The 23,486-nt window shown below is 63.0% G+C and carries 22 protein-coding genes; 8 read left to right on the forward strand and 14 right to left on the reverse strand.

The genetic code is table 11. From position 1 onward, the window contains the following. Positions 1 to 229: uroporphyrinogen decarboxylase family protein (locus ACOOE2_RS00005; RefSeq protein ID WP_420380971.1), on the forward strand; the 229-nt coding region annotated here is incomplete at its 5' end. Beyond that, the gene (locus tag ACOOE2_RS00010; protein ID WP_420380972.1) at positions 226 to 1,209 is read left to right on the forward strand and encodes an NAD(P)H-binding protein; all 984 of its coding nucleotides are present in this window, start codon (positions 226 to 228) and stop codon (positions 1,207 to 1,209) included. The genes ACOOE2_RS00005 and ACOOE2_RS00010, both read left to right, overlap by 4 nt. Before the next feature lie 15 nt (positions 1,210 to 1,224). On the opposite strand, the gene hemA is transcribed toward ACOOE2_RS00010, so the two are convergent. From hemA to bchF, 14 genes are read right to left on the reverse strand one after another with little or no spacing between them, the layout of a single operon-like run. Next, the gene (hemA, locus tag ACOOE2_RS00015; protein ID WP_420381074.1) at positions 1,225 to 2,448 is read right to left on the reverse strand and encodes a 5-aminolevulinate synthase; all 1,224 of its coding nucleotides are present in this window, start codon (positions 2,446 to 2,448) and stop codon (positions 1,225 to 1,227) included. 14 nt (positions 2,449 to 2,462) lie between these two features. Continuing rightward, on the reverse strand, positions 2,463 to 3,251 hold the full coding sequence (gene puhE, locus ACOOE2_RS00020) for a putative photosynthetic complex assembly protein PuhE (RefSeq protein ID WP_420380973.1): 789 nt from the start codon (positions 3,249 to 3,251) through the stop codon (positions 2,463 to 2,465). Next, the gene (gene acsF, locus ACOOE2_RS00025; RefSeq protein WP_420380974.1) at positions 3,248 to 4,333 is read right to left on the reverse strand and encodes a magnesium-protoporphyrin IX monomethyl ester (oxidative) cyclase; all 1,086 of its coding nucleotides are present in this window, start codon (positions 4,331 to 4,333) and stop codon (positions 3,248 to 3,250) included. Before acsF ends, puhE begins: the two co-directional genes overlap by 4 nt. After that, positions 4,330 to 4,626, reverse strand: coding sequence for a hypothetical protein (locus ACOOE2_RS00030; RefSeq protein ID WP_420380975.1), 297 nt, complete (start codon positions 4,624 to 4,626; stop codon positions 4,330 to 4,332). Before ACOOE2_RS00030 ends, acsF begins: the two co-directional genes overlap by 4 nt. Further along, positions 4,623 to 5,150, reverse strand: a complete 528-nt coding sequence (puhC, locus tag ACOOE2_RS00035) for a photosynthetic complex assembly protein PuhC (RefSeq protein WP_420380976.1) — start codon at positions 5,148 to 5,150, stop codon at positions 4,623 to 4,625. The genes ACOOE2_RS00030 and puhC overlap by 4 nt, the downstream gene beginning before the upstream one ends. Beyond that, positions 5,147 to 5,797 (reverse strand): photosynthetic complex putative assembly protein PuhB, encoded by a 651-nt coding sequence (gene puhB / locus ACOOE2_RS00040; protein ID WP_420380977.1) that lies wholly within the window; start codon positions 5,795 to 5,797, stop codon positions 5,147 to 5,149. Before puhB ends, puhC begins: the two co-directional genes overlap by 4 nt. Beyond that, positions 5,794 to 6,576, reverse strand: coding sequence for a photosynthetic reaction center subunit H (gene puhA, locus ACOOE2_RS00045; protein ID WP_420380978.1), 783 nt, complete (start codon positions 6,574 to 6,576; stop codon positions 5,794 to 5,796). Before puhA ends, puhB begins: the two co-directional genes overlap by 4 nt. 11 nt (positions 6,577 to 6,587) lie before the next feature. Beyond that, positions 6,588 to 8,093 (reverse strand): BCD family MFS transporter, encoded by a 1,506-nt coding sequence (locus tag ACOOE2_RS00050; protein WP_420380979.1) that lies wholly within the window; start codon positions 8,091 to 8,093, stop codon positions 6,588 to 6,590. After that, the gene (gene bchM, locus ACOOE2_RS00055; protein ID WP_420380980.1) at positions 8,090 to 8,776 is read right to left on the reverse strand and encodes a magnesium protoporphyrin IX methyltransferase; all 687 of its coding nucleotides are present in this window, start codon (positions 8,774 to 8,776) and stop codon (positions 8,090 to 8,092) included. The genes ACOOE2_RS00050 and bchM overlap by 4 nt, the downstream gene beginning before the upstream one ends. A gap of 1 nt (position 8,777) precedes the next feature. Continuing rightward, positions 8,778 to 9,683, reverse strand: a complete 906-nt coding sequence (bchL, locus tag ACOOE2_RS00060) for a ferredoxin:protochlorophyllide reductase (ATP-dependent) iron-sulfur ATP-binding protein (RefSeq protein WP_420380981.1) — start codon at positions 9,681 to 9,683, stop codon at positions 8,778 to 8,780. A gap of 9 nt (positions 9,684 to 9,692) precedes the next feature. Beyond that, positions 9,693 to 13,370 carry a magnesium chelatase subunit H gene (locus ACOOE2_RS00065; protein ID WP_420380982.1) on the reverse strand — a complete coding sequence of 1,226 codons (3,678 nt, stop codon included), beginning with the start codon at positions 13,368 to 13,370 and terminating at the stop codon, positions 9,693 to 9,695. Further along, on the reverse strand, positions 13,360 to 14,928 hold the full coding sequence (bchB, locus tag ACOOE2_RS00070) for a ferredoxin:protochlorophyllide reductase (ATP-dependent) subunit B (RefSeq protein WP_420380983.1): 1,569 nt from the start codon (positions 14,926 to 14,928) through the stop codon (positions 13,360 to 13,362). The genes ACOOE2_RS00065 and bchB overlap by 11 nt, the downstream gene beginning before the upstream one ends. Before the next feature lie 4 nt (positions 14,929 to 14,932). Next, the gene (locus tag ACOOE2_RS00075) at positions 14,933 to 16,222 is read right to left on the reverse strand and encodes a ferredoxin:protochlorophyllide reductase (ATP-dependent) subunit N (protein WP_420380984.1); all 1,290 of its coding nucleotides are present in this window, start codon (positions 16,220 to 16,222) and stop codon (positions 14,933 to 14,935) included. Then, positions 16,219 to 16,740, reverse strand: coding sequence for a 2-vinyl bacteriochlorophyllide hydratase (gene bchF / locus ACOOE2_RS00080; protein ID WP_420380985.1), 522 nt, complete (start codon positions 16,738 to 16,740; stop codon positions 16,219 to 16,221). Before bchF ends, ACOOE2_RS00075 begins: the two co-directional genes overlap by 4 nt. A gap of 228 nt (positions 16,741 to 16,968) precedes the next feature. On the opposite strand from bchF, the gene ACOOE2_RS00085 reads away from it, so the two are divergent. The 6 genes from ACOOE2_RS00085 (at position 16,969) to ACOOE2_RS00110 (ending at position 23,470) form a co-directional block, all read left to right on the forward strand. After that, complete coding sequence (locus tag ACOOE2_RS00085) at positions 16,969 to 17,913, forward strand: cobalamin B12-binding domain-containing protein (RefSeq protein ID WP_420380986.1); 945 nt, start codon at positions 16,969 to 16,971, stop codon at positions 17,911 to 17,913. 90 nt (positions 17,914 to 18,003) lie between these two features. After that, the gene (gene ppsR / locus ACOOE2_RS00090) at positions 18,004 to 19,401 is read left to right on the forward strand and encodes a transcriptional regulator PpsR (protein WP_420380987.1); all 1,398 of its coding nucleotides are present in this window, start codon (positions 18,004 to 18,006) and stop codon (positions 19,399 to 19,401) included. Positions 19,402 to 19,519: 118 nt separating this feature from the next. After that, positions 19,520 to 20,428: a chlorophyll synthase ChlG gene (chlG, locus tag ACOOE2_RS00095; protein ID WP_420380988.1), complete on the forward strand. Its 909-nt coding sequence runs from the start codon at positions 19,520 to 19,522 to the stop codon at positions 20,426 to 20,428. Beyond that, positions 20,425 to 21,792, forward strand: a complete 1,368-nt coding sequence (locus ACOOE2_RS00100) for a BCD family MFS transporter (protein WP_420380989.1) — start codon at positions 20,425 to 20,427, stop codon at positions 21,790 to 21,792. Before chlG ends, ACOOE2_RS00100 begins: the two co-directional genes overlap by 4 nt. Then, positions 21,789 to 22,991 carry a geranylgeranyl diphosphate reductase gene (locus tag ACOOE2_RS00105; RefSeq protein WP_420380990.1) on the forward strand — a complete coding sequence of 401 codons (1,203 nt, stop codon included), beginning with the start codon at positions 21,789 to 21,791 and terminating at the stop codon, positions 22,989 to 22,991. The genes ACOOE2_RS00100 and ACOOE2_RS00105 overlap by 4 nt, the downstream gene beginning before the upstream one ends. Then, on the forward strand, positions 22,988 to 23,470 hold the full coding sequence (locus tag ACOOE2_RS00110; RefSeq protein WP_420380991.1) for a TspO/MBR family protein: 483 nt from the start codon (positions 22,988 to 22,990) through the stop codon (positions 23,468 to 23,470). The genes ACOOE2_RS00105 and ACOOE2_RS00110 overlap by 4 nt, the downstream gene beginning before the upstream one ends. Positions 23,471 to 23,486: the final 16 nt, after the last annotated feature.

Raw genomic sequence — 23,486 nt, forward strand, 5'->3', positions numbered from 1 at the left:
GGTCGATCCGGCCTGGGCCAACGCGGCGCTGCCGCGCCATCTGCCGGTCCAGGGCAATCTCGACCCGCTTGCGTTGATTGCGGGTGGTGCGCAACTCGATGCCGGGATCGATCGCGTGCTGCGCGCATTTGGCGATCGGCCCCATGTGTTCAATCTGGGCCACGGAATTTTGCCGGACACGCCGATCGCGCATGTCGAGCGGTTGCTGGCGCGCGTGCGGGGCATGTGACGCAAGGCCGGTCACTTCAACCCCGGCGCGTTTTTGTCATTGGCGCGACCGGCACGATCGGGCGCGCGACCGTTCGGGCGCTGGTACAGGCGGGCCACGACGTCGTGTGTTTCGTGCGGCCCGGCAGTGCCGCCCTGGCCGAGCTGGCAGGCGCTACGATCCGGTTCGGCCAGGTGACCGATGCCGGGTCAGTCGCGCGCGACGGGTTTCGCGCAGAGCCGTTCGATGCCCTGGTTTCGTGTCTGACGTCGCGAACAGGCGCACCTGGCGATGCATGGGCAATCGACCATGCCGCACATATCGTGGTGCTCGATGCCGCGAGGGCTGCCGGCGTAAAACATATGGTGCTGCTTTCCGCGATCTGCGTCCAGAAACCCACCCTGGCGTTTCAGCAAGCCAAACTCGCTTTCGAAAAGGTGCTTATCGAGTCGGGCATGGACTATTCGATCGTGCGCGCGACAGCATTTTTCAAATCGCTGTCCGGGCAGATCGACCGCATCAGACAGGGCAAGTCGTTCCTGATGTTCGGGGATGGCACAGCCACTGCGTGCAAGCCGATCAGCGACGACGACCTTGCATGGTTTCTGACCCAATGCCTCGACGAACCGAGCCGTCGCAACCGGATCCTGCCGATCGGTGGACCGGGCGAGGCTGTTACGCCGCGCGCGCAGGCCGACCGGCTGTTTGCCCTGCTCGGCCGCAAACCGCGTTTTACGCGCGTGCCGATTGCCCTGCTCGATACGATCATCGTGGTGCTTGCAACGCTTGGCCGGATCAGTCCTTCCCTCGCCGCCAAGGCAGAACTGGCACGCATCGGCCGCTATTATGCGACCGAATCCATGCTTGTGCTCGATCCTGTCACCGGCCGCTACGATGCCCTGGCCACGCCATCGACCGGATCGGAAACGCTTTTCGATTTTTACGCGCAGGTGATCGCCGGCGAACGCAGCGTTCAGCGCGGCGAACACGCGGTGTTTTGATCGTGCCGTTTCGGGCTATGCCGCGAGTTCCTGTCGCGCGAGGCGGCATTGCGACCAGATTTCGCTGATCGCTTCGACCAACCGGTCGATATCGGCATCGGTGTGTACTGGCGACGGCGTGATGCGCAGCCGTTCAGTGCCTTTGGGCACGGTCGGGTAATTGATCGGCTGAACGTAGATGCCATGATTGTCCATCAGCCAGTCGCTGATCATTTTGGCATGGTGCGCATCACCCACCATGATCGGGATGATATGGCTGGGATTGGGCAAATGCGGAATGCCCAGGGCATTCAGCCGGTCGCGCACGATTTTCACCCGGTTCTGGTGGCGCACGCGTTCGATCTGGCTTTCTTTGAGATGCCGGATCGATGCCGTCGCACCCGCCGCGATCGCCGGGGGCAAGGCGGTTGAAAAGATGAACCCGCTGGCAAAGCTGCGCACGAAATCGCAGACGTTTTTCGATGCGGCGATATAGCCGCCCATCACGCCGAACGCTTTGCCCAGCGTACCCTCGATTACGTCGATCCGGTGCATCAGGCCTTCGCGCTCGGCAATCCCGCCGCCGCGTGGGCCATACAGGCCGACCGCATGGACTTCGTCGATATACGTGAACGCACCGTGCTTTTCGCAGACATCGAGAATGTCGGCGATCGGAGCAATGTCGCCATCCATCGAATACACGCTTTCGAAGGCGACCAGCTTGGCCCGGCCGGGGGCAACAGCGCTCAACAATTCATCGAGATGCGCGCAATCATTGTGCCGCCAGCGCTGGCATTCGGCGCGGCTGTGGCGAATGCCTTCGATCATCGAGGCGTGATTCAACGCGTCCGAAAAAACGACACAATCGGGCAGGCGGGCGGCCAGTGTGGAAAGTGATGCCCAGTTCGACACATAACCCGACGTAAAGATCAGCGCAGCTTCCTTGCCATGAAGATCGGCCAGTTCGGACTCGAGCACGACATGCTGGTGATTGGTGCCCGAAATGTTGCGCGTGCCCCCCGCCCCCGCGCCGCAGCGGTCGAGCGCCTCGTGCATCGCGTCCAGCACTTTGGGATGCTGGCCCATGCCGAGATAATCGTTCGAGCACCATACGGTCACATCGGAAACCTGGCCGTCTTCGGTCCAGCGGCTGGCACGGGGGAAACTGCCGGCGCGACGCTCGAGCTCGGCAAAGACCCGGTAATTGCCCGCGCCGCGCAGGCCATCCAGCTGCTCTGCGAATGCTGCGTCGTAATCCATCGCCGTCTCCCCACTCATATCATGGTCTCTGATTTTGTTACTTTTGTATTCACTTTGGTGTTTTGAGCCCAGCGAAAAAGCTCCGCATCGCGCACCGGGATCACCAAAAACAGATGCTCGACCACACCCAGCGCGGCAAGCCCTGCAAGCAGGCCAGCACAGGCTGCCTTTCCGCTGCCGATCGGTGCCGCCTGCGCGACGAGCCACACCCACACCGCAAAGCCGCTGCCGCACAGCACCGAAACCGGAAACAGCGGGTTCATCGCCCGTTTGCGGAAATAGCTTTTCAGATAGGCGAGGTGTTCCGGAAACACCTCATCGCTCAGGTTGGGCACGCCCAGATACAGATTGAATTTCGCCGATAACCGCAGCACGAACATCAGCAGGAATGTCAGCGGTGCAGTCTGGTTGGGCAAATGCCAGGTGATTGCAAACAGCACGATCGTCGTCGCCGCAATGGCGAGCTCATGGTGGATGACCGTTGCGGTCGCCGCCTTGAAGCGCGCCCAGCCGACTGCGCCGGCGGGACATTCCGCCCGGTTCGGGCCGGAGACTTCCCCCATCAGAAAGCTCATTTCGTGCCAGGCCCAGATCGTGATGGCCGCGCCGAAACCGAGATAGGCGCCTTTCAGGCTGTCGTCACCGGCAGACCACCACACCAGGCCGGTAGCGCCGATCGCCACAAGGCCAGCAAGCGTAAGGCTGGTGCGAAACGTGGCGGCCGGGCGACTGTCGAGCCAAACGACCGCGGCCGTGCCGATGAACCATATCAACAGCGCAAAGAGCAGCGGGGGCAAAGTCACCAGGCGGGAACCATGCAGACCTGCGCCGGCGCTTCGTTGGGTTTGACCGGCATCAGGTACAGCCGCACAAACGTGATCGCTGCCCGGCCAGTCAGACCCGCGCGCTGGATCGCACCGATCACACCGCCGCGTTTTTTCGCAGCGTCGATCCCTGCGGCAATCCGGCGCATGGTTTCAAGCCCGCGCGCAAAGGCGGGATTGTCGGTGTCGAGCACCACCGGAAAGACCTGACGGGTAATCTGCGAACAGATCGTAAAGACGCGGTTGTCGTAATCGGTCGGATCGATCCCGAGCGCCTGGTGGAACGCCGGACGGTTGTGATCGCGCACGTACATCGTCGCATAGACGGCAACCAGAAAGAACCGGATCCACAATCTGTTGATCCCGGTCAGCAATGTGGGATCGGTGCGCATCAGGATCGCAAAGGCATCGCCGTGGCGGAATTCGTCATTGCACCACAATTCGAACCAGTTGAAAATCGGATGAAAACGCAGCTCGGGATGCTTGGCAAGATGGCGAAAGATCGTGATGTACCGCGCATACCCAATCTTTTCGCTGAGATACGTCGCATAGAAAATGAATTTCGGGCGGAAATACGTGTATTTCTTTGTCCGCGTCAGAAAGCCCAGGTCGATACCGATCCCGGCATCTTTCAGCGTGTCGTTGATGAAACCGGCATGGCGGCTTTCATCGCGGCTCATCAGCTTGAACAATTGCTTGATGTCGGGATTTTTGACCCGCTTGGCGATCTCGGCATACAGGATGCATCCAGAGAATTCGGCAGTCAGCGAACTGATCAGGAAATCGGTGAATTCCTCGCGCAGGCCATCGGGCAGACTTTCGATCACGCCGTCGAATGCCTCGGTCCGCTTGAAATGCAGGCGATTGGGATCGCTTGCCATTTCGGCGATGAGCGCATCCCATTCGCGGCGCATGCCCGACACATCGATCCGGTCCATCGCCGCAAAATCGGTGGTGTAGAATTTGGGCGACAGCATCGTGTTTTCGCGCGCGACCGCCAGCGTCTCGCCGCTTTGCACAGGGCTGGACGCTGCCAGCTTGATCGGGGTCATCGCATTCATAGGGTGGTCCGATCCGAAAAGCTGACTTCGTACAATTCGGCCATTTCGAAATGACCGACGAATTTGGTCCACAACCGCGTGACGGTGCTCGCGCGCTCGACTGTAACTGCGCGCTCCACTACGCGGCGCTCGCCGAAACCCACGCTGATCGGTGCCCCGTGAACCCGCACACAATCACCGGGCCCCACCGCGACATCATTCGCCAGCACGACATGGGCGCACAGGAATTCGTCGCTGTGTTCGACTTCCACCCGGCAAGTCGTATCGAACGATGTGCGGCGAAGCGCGATCATGTTACCGGTACCGTCAATGGCGCACGTCCCGGCACAGCCTGGGAAGACGCAGTTGGTGCAGGCAAGAGCGCGGCAAAGGCTGCGCGATTGGTCGATCCGAATGCGGTCAATTCAATCTGGCGGCCGGTCGCGCTGTCGGTCAGCGACAGCTCGCCGTCGCGCCACAGCGTCAGATTGAACGGCGGCTGAAAACCGATCCCGCGCGAACGGCGTTCTCTGGCCAGGCCACGCATCACTCCGCGGATGAAGCCGGTTTTCTGACCGGCGGGGATCACCGATGCCGGCTGACCCGAATGCACATCCTCGATCACCACGGCACCATCCGCGCGGTCCAGGAACCGCAAGTCGCGCGATGCGACGGGCGCAATCTTTGCCTCGATCCGCATTGCCGCAGGCGAGGCAGCAGCGGGAATGCCGGCAACGCGCACGATCGCCGTTGACGTAAAGGCAAATGCAACCAGCGCGCCGGCGATCACCAGAGTGCCGCGCGGCAGCATGTCGGAATGGCTGTGGGTGCTGCTCATGCCGGGTGTGCCTCTTCAAATGCGGGGGCGGCGGTACGTGGCGTTTGCGCCTGCGCGTGCTCGATCGGCGCGATACGGCCGTTCGGATTGGCAGCAAGGCACGTCCGCGCAACCAGCGCCGCAACCGTCGCCGCCTGTGGCACCGAACGCATCATCGGGGCCGGCCGGGCGATTTTCAACGGCCGGGCGTGGGGCCACAGCGCGACGTAGCCCAACTTTGGCGCGCCGATGAGCGTCAGCGGCAGATCACCGGTGCCATTGGCGCGACCGGCAAAATCGACTGACGCGATCATTCCCAACGGCAAATTGATGCATTTGGGTACGGCCATGCCGATGCGAAACACGATGCGGCGGTTGGTCAGCGTGTAGATCGTCGTGCGCGCCGAACCCCAGGCAAGCACATGGAGCAGGCCAAGCCCGACGAGCCCCAACGAGACTGTCAGTTCCAGGCCGGCATAGGCGCCATGCCTGACCGCGAACAAGGCCGCCATGAGCGAGAGCCCGGCAAAATAGACCGCGACCAGCCGCGTGTGGAACGCGGTGCGCGCAAGCGAGCGCCAATCCGGCGATCCCTGCCACACGATCGTCTCACCCGGGGGCAGTATTCCCGGAAGGCCGGGGATCGGTTCGTTGTCGTATTCGGTCACAGCAATGGCTCCTGCCGGTCGGCATTGGCATAAAGGTACCCACCGCCAAACCAGGCCATGACGCGCTCTTCTTCATACAGCGTGATCTGGTCGGTTGCCTCGAGGCGGGGCACACCGCCAAATTGCGCCGCGTTGAGCGCATCGATCACGACCCGGCGACGCCGGCGATCGACTGTTGCCATCATCATCGGGACCAGGGCCGGGCCAACCAGCGCGCGATCGTCCGTGGCGGTAAACTGGATATAGCGGATCAGCCGGTCGGCTTTGTCGATCCACAAATCGCAGACCGTCCCGGCGATCGCGCCATCCGCACCGAGGATCGGCCAGCCGTGCAGGTCCGAATCGCGCGGTGCAACGCCATACCCGGCGGCCCCGCTCAACGGCACGATACGCGGGTGCCCTTCCATATCGATGTCGGGACGCTTGGCGCGGTTGGCCCAGGCCGCCGGCCCGATGCCATCGACCAGCGGATCGCCGGTCGGCACATAAGGCGCACCCGCAAAGCGCTCGGTGCGGCGCGCCGCGATGTCGACAGGTTCGCGCCCTTTGGTGGGGGCGGTGACAATGCCATGGCCGAACGGCAGCAGGAATGACTTGGTTTCCGCCGTGTGCAGCGGGCCGCCAAAGGTGTCGATGCGGCCGGTTGCCTCATCCTCCAGCGGATACCCCTCGCGCCTGTCCTCACGGCGAAGATAGAACACGAGGCAGACAAAAAAGAGCACGAATGCGTTGAACACAAGCAGTGCGACATCGAGATGCGGCGTGAGATCGGGGTGCATGTCAGTCCCTTTCAGATCGGAAATTCGCTGAGGCCGAAGCGGCCAGCAACATTGGCGGTCCCGCCATCACTGCTGCGGACGAGCGGCCCAAGCGCGACGAGCGTGCACAGCAACAGCGCAATCTCGATACAATAGACACAGGCGTAACCGGTGATGGGCCCATCGAGCGAAGGCCCGAGATCGTGGGCCACCGCCGCGGCGGAAATCAGGTCGCGGGCAAATGCGCCGAGTGCGATGGCAAGGCCGGCGCACGTCGCCTGCACTGCGCCCCAGGCACCCAGTGCCAGCCCGGTACGGCCCAGCAGCGCATCATCATCGGAAATCGCCATGACCGCGGTCAGTGTGCCGACCGAGAACAGCCCGCCGCCAAATCCGATCAGCGTCGCGCCGATCTTTAGCAGCAAGACGCCATGAAGCGGCCCGGCGAAAATCACGAACAGGAATGCGAAGATGCCGATGAACCCGCCAAAGCCGGCCAGGCGGTGCGGATCGTGGCCCTCGCCCAGATGGCGCGCAGCGAGCGCAAACCCGCCGAGCATGCCGAAAGCCCACAGCGCAGTCAGCCACGTGGTCGCACCGACGCTGAGCCCCAGGATCTGGCCGCCATACGGTTCGAGCAGCACATCCTGCATGCTGAACGCAGCGGCGCCAAGCCCGACCGCGACCAGCAGACGCATCGTCTTGGGCCGCGCGATGAAAATGGCCCAGACCTGGCGGAATGCCGGCGGAACCTCGCGTTTGCCGGCGGGGAGGCGATTGCGCGCTTCCTGCTTCCACAGCGCCGTCAGGTTGAGCACCATCGTCAGCACCGCCGCACCCTGCACCAGTTGAACCAGCCTGGTCGGGCTGAAATTCGCGAGCAATTGCCCGATCACGATCGCACTGACCATCGTACCGATCAGCAGCATGACATAAAGCAGAGCGACGACCCGCGGCCGGGCATGATCGGGCGCAAGATCGGTTGCCAGTGCCAGCCCGGCGGTCTGGGTCGTATGCATGCCCGCGCCAACCAGCAGGAAGCCGGCCGCCGCACCCAGATGTCCGACAAGCGCAGGCCCGGTACCGCCGCCCGACATGATCAGCAGCGCGAACGGCAGGATCGCCAGGCCGCCGAACTGCATCAGTGTGCCAAACCAGATATAGGGCACCCGCTTCCAGCCGAGCAACGAGGCATGATGATCCGATTTGAAACCGATCAGCGCGCGCAAGGGCGCAAACACCAGCGGCAGCGACACCATCGCTGCGACCAGGCTGGCCGACATGCCCAATTCGACGATCATCACCCGGTTCAACGTTCCGGTCAGCAGCACTGCGGCCATGCCCACCGAGATCTGGAACAGCGACAACCGCAACAGGCGCCCCAGCGGCAGGTCATCCGTCGCGGCATCGGCAAACGGCAGAAACCGCGTACCGAGACGGTTCCAGAAAGAGCCGGTCTTCAGGCTTTCCAGACGGCCCGCTGCCCCGCGCACGCGGTCCGGAGCCAATGACGCGCGCAAGGCACCGAGATAAGTCATTGCGTCAGCACCTCCATGGCGTGACTGGTGTAGAAGCTGGCCGAAATGCGCTCATCGCGGCCGATCCGTGCGTGCGGCAGGGCATCGCCGATCATTTTGCGCAGTGCCACATCGCGCACAGGCAGGATTGCGGGCGAACGGTCGCCGCGCGGGAACAGCCGCCCTGCCCCCAGCATCGCCATCAACAGCGGCGTTTGCGGTGCAAACGTAAAGCCGATCGTGCCGCGCGTCTTGCCGGCCAACTGGTGCAGCACAGCAATGATGTCGGACGGCTTGTAATGGATCAGCGAATCCATCGCCACAATATGGTCGAACTGGCCCAGGGCCGGGTCGAGCATGTCGCCCACGCGCCAGTCGATCGACAGCCCGCGCGGGGCGCGTTCGGCAGCTATTCCTACCAGGCTTCCTGCGACATCGATCGCAACCACATCCGCGCCGCGTTCGGCCGCTGCCACTGCCAGCGCACCCGTGCCGCAGCCCGCGTCGAGCAGGCGCAGGCCGGTCATGTCCGATGGCAGCCATGACAGCAGCGTGTTGCGCATCCGGGTCCGGCCGGCGCGCACGGTCGCGCGAACCCCGCTGACCGGCGCATCGGACGTCAACTGTTCCCACGCCCTGGCCGCGGTACGGTCGAAATAGGTTTCGAGGTTCGCGCGGAACCGGTCGTAGGTCGCGGTGGTCATCTCATTCGAATCCCAGGAATTCAAAGATATCCCGATCTTTCATCGGCTGCGCGTCGAGCGGATCGCAACCCGCCCACATCTGCGCGGCCAGCCGCTTGTATTCCAGGCAGGCGGCATCGACTTCGGGTGTCGAATCCATTTCGAACAGCGTGCATTTTTTCAGCCGCGAACGCCGGATCGCATCGAGATCGGGGAAATGCGCGAGGCGTTTCAACCCGGTCGCGGCATTGAACCGGTCGATCTCGTCGGTCGCGGCCGACCGGTTGGCGATAACCCCCGCCATGCGGACATCGTAATTCTTCGACTTTGCCTTGATCGCCGCGACGATGCGGTTCATCGCAAAAATGCTGTCGAAATCGTTGGCTGCGACCACCACGGCGCGCTCGGCATGCTGCAGCGGCGCGGCAAACCCGCCGCACACCACATCGCCCAGCACGTCGAAGATGACCACATCGGTTTCTTCGAGCAGATGGTGCTGTTTGAGCAACTTGACCGTCTGCCCCACGACATAGCCACCGCAACCGGTGCCTGCCGGTGGCCCGCCGGCCTCAACACACATCACACCGTTGTAACCTTCGAACATGTAGTCCTCGGGCCGCAATTCCTCGCTGTGAAACTCGACCGTTTCCAGCACATCGATGACCGTGGGCATCAGCTTCTTGGTCAGGGTGAATGTGCTGTCATGCTTGGGATCGCAACCGATCTGCAGCACGCGCTTGCCGAGCAGCGAAAATGCGGCGCTCAGGTTCGACGAGGTGGTCGATTTGCCGATCCCGCCTTTGCCGTAAACGGCAAACACTTTTGCCGATCCGATCCGGTCGTTGGGATCGAGCGCGACTTGCACGCTGCCATCCCCGTCAAGACCGATCCTGTCGCGCGTGCGGGCGGGAAGTTCGAGCAAAGCCATATCAGTTCCTTACGCTGCCACCGCAACGACACCCTCGAGACGATCCTCGAGTTCATCGCTTGCAGCATGGAGTGCGGCCAGAGTTGCCGCATCGGGTTGCCAGTAATTGCGTTCGCTCGCCTCGATCAGCCGGTGCGCGACACGCGCCGCCGCCCGCGGATTGAGCGCCGCGATCCGTTCGCGCATGGCCGCATCGAGCACGTAGGTTTCGCCGATCCGCTGATAGACCCAGGGATCGACTTCGCCGGTGGTCGCAGACCAGCCCATCGTCGTGGTGACACTGCCCTCGATCTGGCGGACGCCTTCGTATCCGTGGCGCAGCAAACCTTCGGTCCAGACCGGATTGAGAATGCGTGTACGGGTTTCCAGGGCGACCTGTTCCTGCAACGAGCGCACTTTGCCCGATCCTTGCGTCTGGTCGCCGATATAGACGGGCGCCGCGGTGCCTTTGGCGCGCGTGACGGCGCGGCTTATCCCGCCCAGGGCATCGACATACTGGTCGATCGTGGTGATGCCGAGTTCGACGCTTTCGAGATTCTGGTACGCGCAATCGACCGTCCTGAGCGCAGAGCTCAAAATCGCCGCCTGGCGGACAGGAACCCCTTTGGTCCCGTAAGCATAGCCCTTTTGCCGTTCGAAACTGTCGGCCAGTTCGTCGGGATCGGTCCAGCCGCCGTTATCGATCATCAGATTGACATTGGCGCCGTAGGATCCTTCGGCGTTTGAAAACACGCGCAAAGCCGCCGTTTCGATGTCGCAACCATGCTCGGCCTGATGCGCCAGGCTATGACGCCGGATGAAATTCAATGCAGACGGCTCGTCGGCCTGCGTGGCCAGCAATGCCGCTTCGGCCAGCATCCGCGTCTGCAGCGGCAGCAGATCGCGAAACACGCCGGACAGCGTGACGATGACGTCGATGCGCGGGCGGCCCAGTTCTTCAAGGCCGATCAGCTCTGCCCCGGCGAGCCGGTTATAGCTGTCGAACCGTGGCCGCGCGCCCATCAGCGCCAAAGCCTGGGCGATCTGCGCGCCTTCGCTTTTCAGATTGTCGGTGCCCCACAGCACCATCGCGACCGTTTCGGGAATATGGCCGGCATCGGCAAGGCTGCGTTCGACCAGGCGCTGCGCCTGCGCCGCACCATCGCGAACCGCATAAGCCGAAGGCAGGCGGAACGGATCAAACCCGTGGATGTTGCGACCGGTCGGCAGGATCTCCGGTGAGCGCAGCAGATCGCCGCCGGTGACCGGACGGATATAGCGCGCATTCAGGGCATGAACGATGCCGTCGATTTCGCCATTCGAGGACAGCGCGGTGTTGAGCGCGTCCATGTCCCGCAGCAACGGCGTATCGAGCCGAAGCGTGCCTGCAACCAGGCCCTCGATCGTGTCGAGCGACAGCAATTCACCGCGCGCGCTGGCAGACGCGGCGATCATGTCGATGCGTTCTTCGCGAGTCGCTGCGGCGCCTGCGACGTGCAGCCCCTGCGGGATGAGTTCGCGTTCGATTTCGTACAATTTGGCGGCAAGAGCGGCAATGTCGCTGCCGTCGAGATCGATCGCGGTGGCCTGATCGCCGATCAATTCGCCAAGATCGGTCCATTCGTCGCTGCCGGGTTCAGCATGGCGCCAGCGTTCGACCGACGATTTGAGATCGGCCAGACCCTTGTAGACGCCCGCATTGGTCAAAGCCGGCGTCAGATAGCTGATCAGCGTGGCGCCCGAGCGGCGTTTGGCGAGCACGCCTTCCGACGGATTGTTTGCCGCATACAGATAGATATTGGGCAGATCGCCGATCAACCGGTCGGGCCAGCATTTGGCGCTAAGTCCGGCCTGTTTGCCCGGCATGAATTCCAGGCTGCCATGCGTGCCGAAATGCAGCACGGCATGGGCGCAGAAATCCTCTTTCAGCCAGCGGTAGAACGCGGCGAACGCGTGCGTCGGCGTGTAGCGGCCGGCAAACAGCAGCCGCATCGGATCGCCTTCGTAGCCAAGCGCAGGCTGAATCCCGACAAAGACATTGCCGAATTGCGCGCCCAGAATCTGCACCGCGTTGCCGTCGGATTGCAGTTTTCCCGGTGCCGGCCCCCAGGCGTCCTCGATTTCGGAAAGCCAGGTCTCGCGCTGCACGATCGTATCGGCGCTGACCCGGGCGTGGACATTGGCCTCGGTGCCGTGGCGAGCGGCGTTCCCGCCCAGGACGCGGTCACGCAAGGCATCGATCGATGCCGGCACATCGACCGTATACCCTTCGCGATCAAGCCGCAGCAGCGTTGCGTGCAGCGAGGCGAAAACACTGAGAAACTGGGCCGTACCGGCCGCGCCGGCATTGGGCGGAAAATTGAACAGCACCACGGCGATGCGTTTTTCGGCATTTGCGGCCTGGCGCAGTTCGATGATCCGCAGCACCCGGGCGCTCAACATCTCGGCGCGTTCGCTGCACGCCTGCATGGCGCGGACCTGGCTCGACGCGGGGAAGGTACAGCCGCGCTGGCAGCCGGTGCATGGCGTGTCAGACCCGTCCGAACGCCCGCCGAACACCATCGGCACGGTGCCACCGTCGAGTTCGGGAATGGCGACCATCATCGTCGATTCCAGCGGCAGCAAGCCCTGGCGATTTGTCCCCCAGGCCTGCAAAGTCTGGAATTCCACCGGATGCGCGGCGATATAGGGCCGATCGAGCGTTGCCAGCATCGCCTCGGCCGCAGCAGTATCGTTGTACGCTGGGCCACCGACCAGGCTGAAACCGGTCAGATTGACAACCGCATCGACGATGGCGACCCCGCCCTTCATGAACAGCGCCTCGATCGCCGGCCGCCCGTCGAGCCCGCCGGCAAACGCCGGAATCACGTTCAGCCCGCGCGCTTCCAGGGCGGCAATCACGCCGTCATAATGGCCGGTGTCCTTTGCCAACACATACGAGCGCAGCATCAACAGGCCGACTGTGCCCTTGGCGCCGCGACGGCGCGGCAATTCGGTCGCGGTGGCGGCCATGCGCTGCGCCAGCGCCGGATGATAGACCCCGACTTCGGGATAATCGCGCGGTGGCACCGCTTTCATCGTGCCGCGCAGGGCGCGGCGTTCGCCGTCGGCATAGCGATCAACCAGCGAGCGGATCATGTCGACGACATTGTCATCCGACGCCGCCAGCCAGTATTGCATCGTCAGGAAATAGGTGCGCACATCCTGCGCCGTGCCGGGAAAGAATTTCAGCAGCTTTGGCAGGCGGCGCAACATGGCCATCTGCCGTGCGCCCGAACTCGCGCCCGACTTGGTGGTGCCGCGCATTTTCTTGATCATCGACAACAGCCCGGTGGCGGGCTTGTCCATGCGATAATCGCCCATCCGGGTCAGTTTGACGACATCGCCCGCCGACATCAGCCCGATCATCGCATCGCAATCGTTCTGGCGCGCCACCAGTTGCGGCAGCACGGCGCGGATGTGATCTTCAAGGAACAGCATCGTCATCAAGATGATGTCGCCGCGCGCAATGTCGGCGCGCGCAAGATCAAGCGATCCCGGCTCTTCGTCCCAATCGGCCGCGGCATGAAACCCGATCGTCACGCCCGAATTCCGGGCCGCGAACTGTTCCTGCGCGCGCAGGACCGCGCCCGAAAGATGATTGTCGAGCGTGATGATCACGACACGGACCGGAACCGACATGGCGGTGATGGCTGAACTAGCGGGCATAATGCGCCTTCGCATCGTAGAGCGTTTCGAGCGTAATGGCGGCGATGCCCTGCTCGGTGGCATAGCGCTCGGTGTTCCGCCGTGCTTTCCCACGCACGAAGAACGGGATTTTCAGAAGTTCTTTTTCAGCGTCGCTGGACCAGCCGGACACAGCCGCAAAGATGTTCTCGGTCACAGGTTCGGCGGGCGAGTCTGCAGGGGCCGAAGGGGCCGCAGGCGCCGCGCCATGACCAAGATGCGAAGCGCCTGCGCCATCGCTGAATTCGAAATCATCGCGGAACATCGTCAGCAGATGCTCCTCCAGCCCCATCACGAGCGGATGGACCCACGTGTCGAACAGCACATTGGCGCCCTCGAAACCCATCTGCGGGCTGTAGCGCGCGGGAAAATCCTGCACATGGACCGGGGCGGAAATCACGGCGCAAGGGATACGCAGGCGCTTGGCGATGTGCCGTTCCATCTGCGTGCCCAACACCAGCTCGGGCTGCGCCTCCTGGATCGCCGCTTCGACGTCGAGATAATCGTCGGTGATCAGCGGCTCGACGCCGTACAGCGCGGCCGCCTCACGAACATCGCGGGCAAATTCACGATTGTAGCAGCCCAGGCCCACCACTTCGAAACCGAGCTCATCACGGGCCACCCGCGCCGCTGCGACCGCGTGCGTCGCATCGCCGAAAATGAACACCCGCTTGCCGGTCAGATACGTCGAATCGACCGAGCGGCTCCACCAGGGCAGATTGCCCAGGCTTTCGAAGCGGCCGAGTGCGGCAGATGGGTCCAGCCCGCCCAGCATCGACACTTCGGTGATGAAGGCGCGCGTCGCGGCATGGCCGATCGGGACAGTCCGCACGGTTTTCTGGCCAAATGTCTTGTCCAGCCAGCGGCACGCCGTGTCGGCGATTTCAGGATACAGGCAGATATTGAAATCGGCCTGGCCCAGCCGCGCCAGGTCGGCCGGTGTCGCACCCAGCGGCGCGGTGACATTCACGTCGACACCGATTGTCGCCAGCATCCGGGTGACTTCGATAAGATCGTCGCGATGGCGAAAGCCCAGCGCCGTTGGCCCAAGCAGATTGGCCGTGGGCCGGCGCGTTTCGCGCGGAGCGCGCGTCACGTCTTTATCGGCGAGCTGGCGCACCAGTTGGTAAAACGTTTCTGCCGCGCCCCAGTTTTCCTTGCGCTGATAGCTTGGCAGCTCGAGCGCGATGACCGGGCAAGGCAACCGCATCGCTTCGGCCAGGCCCGCCGGGTCGTCCTGGATCAATTCGGCCGTGCACGATGCGCCGACCAGCATGGCCTGTGGTTTGAACCGCGCGTAAGCATCCCGCGCCGCCCGCTGAAACAGGTCGGCGGTATCCTTGCCCAGATCACGCGCCTGAAATGTCGTGTATGTGACCGGCGGGCGCTTTGCGCGACGCTCGATCATCGTGAATAGCAGGTCGGCATAAGTATCGCCCTGGGGCGCGTGAAGGACGTAGTGCACGCCTTCCATCGCGGTTGCGATCCGCATTGCGCCGACATGCGGTGGTCCTTCGTAAGTCCAGACGGTCAGCTGCATCGCCCTAGACTTTCAAAACGTCGCGCCGCCGCAGCGGACGGGCAAACAGTTCGGCAAGGTCGCCGGCCTGGTCGAAACCATGGATGGGCGAGAACACCAGTTCGATCGCCCATTTGGTCGTCAGCCCTTCGGCTTCCAGCGGGTTGGCGAGACCCAGGCCACACACTGTCAGGTCGGGCCGGGCGGCGCGCACGCGGTCCAGCTGCCGATCGACGTCCTGCCCTTCGCTGATCACCGTGCCAGGCGGCAACAACGCCAGTTCCTGCGCCAGATGACGACGATGCAGATAGGGCGTTCCCACTTCGACCGGGATCATGCCCAGCTCGGTCGCCAGAAACCGTGCCAGCGGCACTTCCAGCTGCGAATCCGGCAGGAACGTGATCCGTTTGCCCTCCAGACGGGCGCGCGCGTGGTCGATCGCGCGTTTGGCGCGTTCACGGCCCGGTGCGACCGTGCGGCGAAAATGCATTTCGTCGATGCCGAACACGCTGGCGGCGGCATGCAGCCAGCTGGTCGTGCCTTCGGCGCCGAACGGGAACAGCGCATCGATCCGCTGCGCGCCGCGATCCTGCAGCGCGCGGGCCGTTTCACCCAGAAACGGCTGCGCCATCAGAAAGCGGGTGTTGGGCCCCACCGGCGGCATGGCGCCGGCATTGCGCGCCGGCAATGCGTGAACGGTCGTGATGCCCAATTGGGCAAACAGCCGCAGAAACTGATCTTCGACGACATCGGGCAATGTGCCGACGATCATCAGGCTTGGCGTATCCGACGTGTCGGCGGCCAGATCCGGCACCAGCGCGGCCAGGCAGGCATCCTCGCCTTCGGTAAAGGTGGTTTCGATGCCCGAGCCCGAATAGTTCAGGACCTTCGTCATTCCGGCATGCTTGACCGACAGCCGCGCGGCGGCGCGCGACAGATCGAGCTTGATGACTTCGGACGGGCATGATCCGACAAGAAACAGCAGCTTTATATCGGGGCGGCGGGCCAGCAACCGATCGACCACACGATCGAGTTCGTCGTTGCAATCGGCCATGCCGGCAAGATCGCGTTCCTCGATGATCGCTGTGCCAAAACGTGGCTCGGCAAACACCATCACGCCTGCCGCAGACTGCAGCAGATGCGCGCACGTGCGCGATCCGACCACGAGAAAAAACGCATCCTGCACTTTACGATGCAGCCAGATTATGCCGGTCAGTCCGCAAAACACTTCGCGCTGGCCACGCTCGCGCAGCACCGGGGATGTCGTGCAGCCCGCCAGCTCGCTTGCCAGTCCGGACGCCGACACGACGGTCATGCGGCCATCGCCAGGTGTGGCTGGACGCTGCCTTGCAGCCGCGCCGTGCGCAGCTTCAGAACGAATTGCGTCGCATTGACCGCATAGCTGGCATAGGCCGCAAGCGCGATCAGCATCCGGCCATGGTCTGTGCCCAACCCGCCGAAAAATGCCACCAGATATGCGGTATGCAACGCCAGCACGAGCATCGAGACCACGTCTTCCCAGAAGAACGGCGCTGCGAACAGCCACTTGCCGAACACGACCTTTTCCCAGATCGAGCCGGTCAGCATGATTGCGTAAAGCGTGCATGTCTTGATTACGATTGACACGCTCGCGGCAAACGCGCCGTGGCCGGTGGCGAGGTAACGCAAGACGAGCGTAAGGCTGATCAGGAAAATCAGAACCTGGACGGGGGCAAGAATACCCTGGACCAGAGTCCACGATGTCGTGTCGCGGCGCAGCCGTTGGGCGGGCGTATAAAGCGGGCGGAAACCGACCTGCCTGCCATCTGCAAAAAATGGGTCCTTTGACCGCATCGCTACCCGCCACCCTTGCTCTGTGTGAAGAAAGACTAGGGCAGCATTGGCAGAAGTGTCAATAAAATTTGACGTCCAAATATTTTGACACTTTGGGCCACACAGGCCGCTAATCCGGTTGCCAGCCACTTATAAATGAGTCTAGGTTCGAGGGGTATTCGAGTCGCACGCTGCAAAGGCGGCAGGCCCGGGCATGTGGTTGTGGTGTTTGCCAGGCGGGAGCTGGTTATGGCGACGATTGCTTTTTCCGACGCAAATGCAGCTTGGCCCGGCGATGCCGGACATGCGTCGCAACACGGCGCGTCGGAGTTCAGCGCGCGCGTGTCTCCGTCATTTGATGCCGACACGAAAAATCTGGCCGCGTTTCGCGTGATTGCCACGACCGATTTCAAGAACTCGCTATCCCGGCTGATCGAAAACGAGGTTATTCCGCGCCTGATGCTTGCGCATGCTTTGGAAACGTTCGACACGATCCCCGCTGCGGTCGTCGCCAGCATCGTTGTCGGTGAAGCAGAGGCGCTCGCGGTGCTGGTGCTGCAAGTCGACGCCGGCGTCCTGCTCGCCCATGTAGAGGCGATTTTGGCGCGCGGCGTGACAGTCGATACGGTCATGGTCGACCTGTTGGCGCCCACTGCACGACTGCTTGGCGAATACTGGGAAAGCGACCGCTGCGACTTCGTCGATGTGACCATGGGGCTGTGGCGCTTGCAAGAAGTCGTGCATGTTATTGCTGCACGTGCACCGTCGGAAAGATTGCTTGCTGCCGGCGGCCACCGCGCCCTTTTTGCATCGATGCCAGGCGACCAGCATAACTTCGGCACAGTCGTGATCGACGAAATGTTCCGCCGGGATGGCTGGATTACCGATCGGTTGAGTGGTGCCGAGACGTCAGAGCTGCTCAGACGCGTCGGCGAAGAGTGGTTCGACATGATCGGGTTGACGGTCAGCTGCGAGTGTCATATCGCGACCCTGCCCTCGGTAATTGTTGCACTGCGGAATGTGTCCAAAAATTCGCAAGTCAGCATTATGGTCGGTGGGCCAGTGTTCAGCAAAGATCCCGGGCAAGCAGAGAAAGTGGGCGCGGATGGTACCGCACCTGATGCACAAGTGGCCTTGAAAGTGGCAGCTGGCCTTGTTCGTACACGGCAGAGACAGGCTTTAGCGGGCAATTAAACGAGAGCTGGTCATCACGCTGGTTCGCAGGAGTGCTAAAACCCGGCCATGGATATGCATAGCGCCAATTCGGCAATCGCCCCCTTCCCCATGGCCGACTTGGTCAAGGGATCACTGCCAGCGGGTGTCGTTTCGGCATTTCTGGCGGCGGTTGGCGATATTGCGCTGATCCTTTCCGGCGACGGCATGATCGTCGATATCACAGTGGGGCATGGCGAACTCGCCAGCCAGGAATTCGCCGATTGGGTCGGAACCGCCTGGATAGATACGGTCACAATCGAAAGCCGGCCCAAAGTTGCCGAAATGTTGGCCGATGCAGCAAAACCCGGCGCCCAGAAAGCCTTGCGGTGGCGGCAGGTCAATCATGTCACGCCGGGCGGCGACGTTCCGATACGGTATCTGATGCTGGCGCTGGGCGACGACGATCATCTGATCGCGATCGGCCGGGACTTGCGCGGTGCAGCCGTGATGCAGCAACGCCTGTTGCAGGCGCAGCAGGCGATCGAGCGTGACTACATCCGCCAGCGCCAGTCAGAGATCCGCTATCACATGCTGTTCGACAGCGTGTCGGAACCGGTGCTGATTGTCGATGCCGAAGACCGCCGTATCCGCGAAGCCAATCCGGCCGCATACCGCCTGCTCGACGCCAGCCCTGGTGATCTTGCCGGTCGCGCCCTCACCGAGATCGTCGCACCTGAACACCGTGATGATCTGATTGCTTATCTGGGCGCGGCCGAAGTGACCGACGATCGCGCGCCGCTCGGATTGCGCATGGTCAATGGTCGCGGCGACGCCAGTTTGGCTGCGCGGCTGTTCCGCCAGGCAAGCAAGCCGTTGTTTATCGTGCGCATCGAAACGATCCCTGAATCAAACGCAGTGCCACAGTTCGACGCGCTGCTGGGCAGTGTCATCGAGCGGATGCCCGATTCGTTTGTCCTGGTCGATCGCGAATTGAATGTCCTGACGGCCAATTCCGCATTCCTCGAAATGACCGAGGTATCGTCGATCGATCGGGTCGTTGGCCTGCAACTGGGCAAATGGCTGGGTCGCCCCGGGATCGACCTGGAACTGATCGTAGGACAGTTGCGCGAACATGGTGCGGTTCGCAATGTCGCCACGATCATGCGCGGCGCGGCGGGTTCGAAAGAAGAGATCGAGGTTTCAGCGGTGTGCGCCCCGATGGGCGACAGCGAATGTTTTGGCTTCACGATCCGCGATGTTGCCCGGCGGGAGCGCGGTGTTCCCGTAAGCCCCGGCGACGTGCCGCGCTCGGTCGGGCAATTGACCGAATTGGTCGGCCGGATGTCGCTCAAGGATATCGTGCGCGAAAGTACCGATCTGATCGAGCGGCTGTGCATCGAGGCAGCACTCGTATACACCTCTGACAACCGCGCCTCCGCCGCCGAAATCCTGGGTGTCAGCCGGCAAAGCCTCTATTCGAAGCTGCACCGGCACGGGCTTGGCAATCTGGTCCCCGCGGAGATCTAGCGCTTCGCGCAAGCGCTTGTAATATCGAGAGAATGGCAACTTCGCCACAGTGCGAGCACGACGTTGGCGCTGTCTATTCGGTTTGACACTATTTCCTGTCAAGTATAGCATTTCGGCGATGGAACGATTAAGCGCCCCGGGATTCGAAACGCCCTTTCCTGCCCCCAAAGACATTCTCGAACTGCTCAAGCCGATCACATGGTTTCCGCCCATCTGGGCGTTCATGTGCGGGGTGGTTTCATCGGGGGTTCCCATAGCGAGCCGCTGGCCTTTCGTCATCGCCGGCATAGCGCTGGTCGGGCCGCTGGTATGCGGGACAAGCCAGGCCGTAAACGACTGGTTCGATCGTCATGTCGACGCCATAAACGAACCGGACCGGCCGATCCCATCGGGCCGTATCGCCGGATCCTGGGGCCTGGGAATTGCCGTCATCGGCACTGTGATCGGCTTGATGGCGGCGGCGGCAATGGGGCCCTGGGTCCTGATCGCGACGATTTTTGCGCTGATATGCGCGTGGTCATACAGCGCGCCGCCGTTCCGGTTGAAAAGGAGCGGCATATGGGGCCCTGTAGCGGTGGCGCTGACTTATGAAGGCCTGACCTGGTTCACCGGCGCCAGCGTCATGGCAGGCACCCTGCCCCCGCCCCATGTGCTCGCCATTCTGGCGCTCTATGCCGGCGGCGCGTTCGGGATCATGACGCTCAACGATTTCAAAGCCATCGAGGGCGATCAGGCCATGGGTATCCGTTCCCTGCCCGCAACGCTCGGCGTCGGCCCGGCGGCGCGCATTGCCTGCCTGGTCATGGCGGTGGCCCAGATCGCGGTTGTCGCCTTGTTGGTTCACTGGCGTCATCTGGCAGTGGCGGGTATCGTTGCCGCGCTCGTTGCGGGCCAGATCGGGCTGATGCCCCGGCTCTTGCGCGATCCGCGCGCAAACACGCCGTGGTACAACGCGACCGGCACCACGCTTTATGTGCTGGGCATGCTCGCGTCGGCGCTTGCGCTTGGCGGGGTGGCTGGCCTGTGAGCGCCTCAAATGCGAGCGCTCAGACTGTAACCGGCCGAACTGCGCTCGGCTGGCTTGGCATCGTCCGGCTCGGCCTCGTGCAAAGTGCCATCGGCGCTATCGTGATGTTGGCCACATCGCTGCTGAACCGGGTCATGGTGGTGGAATACGCGCTGCCGGCGGCTTTGCCTGCCGGGCTGGTTGCCTGGCATTACGCAGTGCAGCTTTCGCGCCCGGCCTGGGGCCATGGGTCGGACGGGGGTCGCCGGCGTACGCCGTTGATCGTGCTTGGCATGGCAACGCTGGCGTCCGGCACGATGCTGGCGGTTGGCGCGCTCAATCTGCTTGCGGTCCGGGCGCCCTGGGGTGTTCCTGCGGCCGTCGTCGCCTTTACGATGATCGGTGCCGGTGTGGGCGCGGCGGGCACATCGTTGCTGGCGTTGCTTGCCACCCGCGTCACACCGGACCGGCGCGCGGCCGCGGCATCGATCACCTGGATCATGATGGTGGCCGGTATCGTCGTCACCGCCGGCGTCGCAGGGGCGTGGATCGATCCCTTTTCACTGCCCCGTCTGGCCATGGTCGCCGGCAGCGTCGCCGGCGCGGCGTTCCTGACCGCGATGCTGGCGGTTTGGGGAATCGAAGGAGCACCCGCTGCGGTCGCCGCACAGGCCCTGACACGTACGACAGACGGGCAATCGGCACCACACCAGCCATTTGGCATCGCGTTGCGCGCCATGTGGGCCGATGACGAAGTGCGCCGGTTCACGCTGTTCGTGTTCCTGTCGATGCTCGCCTACTCGATGCAGGAGCTGATCCTTGAACCTTTTGCCGGTTTGTTGTTCGGCTTTACCCCGGGGCAATCGACCCAGCTGTCCGGGGTGCAACATGGCGGCGTGCTGGCAGGCATGATCGTCGTGGGGCTTGGCGGCGGTGCATTTGCGGGGCGCGGCGCCACGGGCTTGCGCCGGTGGGTCGTGGGCGGCTGCATCGGCTCTGCGCTGGCGCTTGTCGGGCTGGCCTTTGCGGCACGTATCGGCTTGGGCTGGCCGCTCGCGCTCAACGTGGCACTGCTGGGCTTTGCCAACGGGGTGTTTGCTGTCGCCACGATCGGCGAGATGATGGCGCTGGCCAGCGTCGATGGCGGGCGTGTCGGCATGCGCATGGGCGTATGGGGCGCGGGCCAGGCGATCGCCTTTGCGCTTGGCGGCCTGACCGGCGCGGTCGGCATCGACGCGGGCCGTGCGCTGATCGGGTCGACGCCTGAAACGTTCATGATCGTGTTTGGCGCAGAAGCATTGCTTTTTCTGGTGGCGGCGTCGCTCGCGTTGCGCGGTGCGGCACAGACCGTCAGGACGTTGACACTTGCCGGTGCGCAACAATGATAGAATATGATTGTGTCGTCGTGGGCGGAGGCCCTGCCGGAGCGACTGCAGCCACCGATCTTGCTGCATCCGGGCACAGCGTGTTGCTGCTGGATCGCGCGGGACGGATAAAGCCATGCGGCGGAGCCATTCCGCCCCGGCTGATTCGCGACTTTGCCATTCCCGATCACCTGATCGTCGGCCGCGCGCGTTCGGCCCGGATGATCGCGCCGTCGGACAGCACTGTCGACATGGCAGTCGATCAAACGGAGACCGGTGCCTTTGTCGGCATGGTCGACCGCGAAACCTTTGACGAATGGCTGCGCGCACGTGCCGCGGATCATGGCGCAACGCGTGCCACCGGAACCTTTGACCAGATCGAGCGGGATGCGCAGCCCGGCGCCATCGTGGTGTTTTCCGAAGCGCGCGCGGGCGTGCAGCACCGTGTGCGCGCCCGGTGTGTGATCGGCGCCGACGGCGCCCGGTCGCGCGTGGCGCGTGGTGCGCTTGCCGGCGCCGAACGCATGCCTTGCGTGTTCGCCTATCATGAAGTGATCCGCTCGCCCGCACCACATGCCACAGGGTTTGATCGCGAGCGTTGCGATGTGTTTTATCAGGGCAGTGTATCGCCCGATTTTTATGGTTGGGTGTTTCCACATGGCGATACCACGAGCGTCGGGGTCGGCAGCGCCAACAAGGGCTTTTCGTTGCGCGATGCGGTGACCCGGCTGCGCGCGCGCGAGCATCTGGACAGCTGCGAAACGATCCGGCGCGAAGGCGCGCCTATTCCGCTGCGGCCGCTGCGCAAATGGGACAATGGACGTGACGTGCTGGTTACCGGTGATGCCGCCGGCGTGGTCGCTCCTGCGTCTGGCGAGGGGATTTATTATGCCATGGTCGCGGGGCGCTGGTCGGCAAGCGCGGTAAACGCCTTTCTCGTTTCAGGCGATCCGCGCGCGCTCAAACAGGCGCGCCGCGCTTTCATGCGATCGCATGGCCAGGTTTTCCGAATTCTTGGAATGATGCAGTATTTCTGGTATCGCAACGACCGGCGACGGGAACGGTTTGTGATGATGTGCAAGGACCGCGACGTGCAGAACCTGATTTGGCCTGCGTACATGAACAAACGTCTGACATATGCCCGGCCGCTCGCCTATGTGCGGATATTCCTCAAGGATATGCGGCATTTGTTGGCTACCATGACGGCGCCCGCACGATGAGCCGTGCGTGGATCTTTCCCATCCTGATCGCGGGCATCATCGCCATTGGCGTGGCGGTGATGGGCGCGACGATCACCGATATCGGTCCGTGGTATCATGGCCTTGCGCAACCGCGGTGGGCACCGGCAGATGCCGTCTATGGCCTGGCGTGGACAGCGGTTTATGGCTTCGCGGCATTGGCGGGCGTTACCGCCTGGCTTGCCATGCCGCGGTCAAAGGACCGCGAATGGCTGTTGGGCCTGTTTGCGTTGAACGGTTTTCTGAATATCTTGTGGAGCCTGTTGTTCTTTCGATTTCACCGGCCGGATTGGGCTGAGATCGAAGTCATGGGGCTGTGGTTGTCGGTGGCAGCGCTGGTCATCACCATCTGGCGCCGTTCAATGACAGGCGCACTCTTGCTGCTGCCCTATTTGCTGTGGGTCATGTATACCGGATACTTCAACATGATCATCGTCCGGCTGAACGGGCCGTTCTCCTGACCACGCTGCACTGGCT

Origin of the sequence: Novosphingobium sp., from assembly GCF_965214355.1 — a bacterium.
GTDB lineage: Bacteria > Pseudomonadota > Alphaproteobacteria > Sphingomonadales > Sphingomonadaceae > Novosphingobium.